Raw genomic sequence first — 1,290 nt, 5'->3', positions numbered from 1 at the left:
GGCAGTGTGATCCATGCCCGGCATGGGCTCGTGACCCATTGAGGAATGGTCCATCCCGGGCATGCCCGAGTGATCCATTCCGCCCATCGCGGAATGGTCCATTCCCATGTCCCGGTGCGTCAGGGTTGGGCGCTCGCGCAGAAGCGGCGCTGTAGCAACCAGCCCTGCTTCCGGCGCCAGGGTAGCAACGACCTGGCCGGACCGGTCAATGGACTCTGCCACCAGCGCGAAGGCGCGGGCGCGGGTCGGCGCGACAATCACATCGTAGGTTTCTGCGACACCGATCTGGAACTCGTCGGTCTCCACCGGTTGGACATTGAGCCCGTCAGCGGCAACTACTGTCATCGGTAGTCCCGGAATCCGGAAGTTGAAGATTGTCATGGCTGACGCGTTGATGATCCGTAGCCGCACACGCTCGCCGGAATTGAATATCGCGGTCCAGTTGTCTGAGGTCGCATGACCATTGATGAGGTAAGTGTAGACGGATGCGGTTACATCCGAGATATCGGTCGGAGACATGCGCATGGCGCCCCAGGAGGCCCGGTCAGCAAATGTCTTTCCGAAGCCATTCTCCCTGGCGTCCTTGAGGAAATCGCCAACGGTTCGCTGCTGGAAGTTGTAGACCGCCGCATCCTTCTTGAGGCGCGCAAATACCTTGTGCGGATGTTCGAACGTCCAGTCTGACAGGACGAGCACATACTCCCGGTCATAACTGACGGGATCCTTGCCTGCGGGGTCAATGATCAGAGGACCATAATGGCCCATTTGCTCCTGCAAACCCGAGTGCGAATGGTACCAGTAGGTACCGCTCTGCGGGACCGCGAACTCATAGGTGAACGTCGACTTCGGCTTGATGCCGGGGAAGGAGACCCCGGGAACCCCGTCCATGTGAAAAGGCACCAACAGTCCGTGCCAGTGGATCGATGTATCCTCATCGAGCGTATTGTTGACCTTGAGAGTCACCTTTTCGCCTTCGCGGAACCGGATGAGTGGTCCGGGCAGTGTTCCGTTGATCGTGATGGCATGGCCGGAGCGGCCACCGATCTCGACAGCGCCGTGGCCGATGTTGAGGTCAAAGGCATTACCGGAGACTTCGAATATTCCCCTGTTGCCGGCATTGCCGCTGCGCGCCCAGGCCGGAAACACCGCGCTTGAAGCGGTAAAGATGCCGCCGGCTGCGGCCGTGCGGAGTAGATTGCGTCGTGTGAACATGATGCGATTCCTAATGTCAGAATCGCCTGCCGCGGGAAATGGAGGTGCCACGCGCGGCAGGCTACCCGGTTAGTGCTG

1 protein-coding gene is annotated in these 1,290 nt (G+C 59.9%); it reads right to left on the bottom strand.

The window, feature by feature from the left end:
- The coding region (locus tag C0456_RS20600) for a copper resistance system multicopper oxidase (RefSeq protein WP_291056598.1) at positions 1-1,212 on the bottom strand (1,212 nt) is incomplete at its 3' end.
- Positions 1,213-1,290: the final 78 nt, after the last annotated feature.

Source organism: Hyphomonas sp., assembly GCF_013823385.1.
GTDB lineage: Bacteria > Pseudomonadota > Alphaproteobacteria > Caulobacterales > Hyphomonadaceae > Hyphomonas.
The sequence above is the reverse complement of the archived record's forward strand: the minus strand, read 5'-3'. Positions and strand labels throughout refer to the sequence as shown.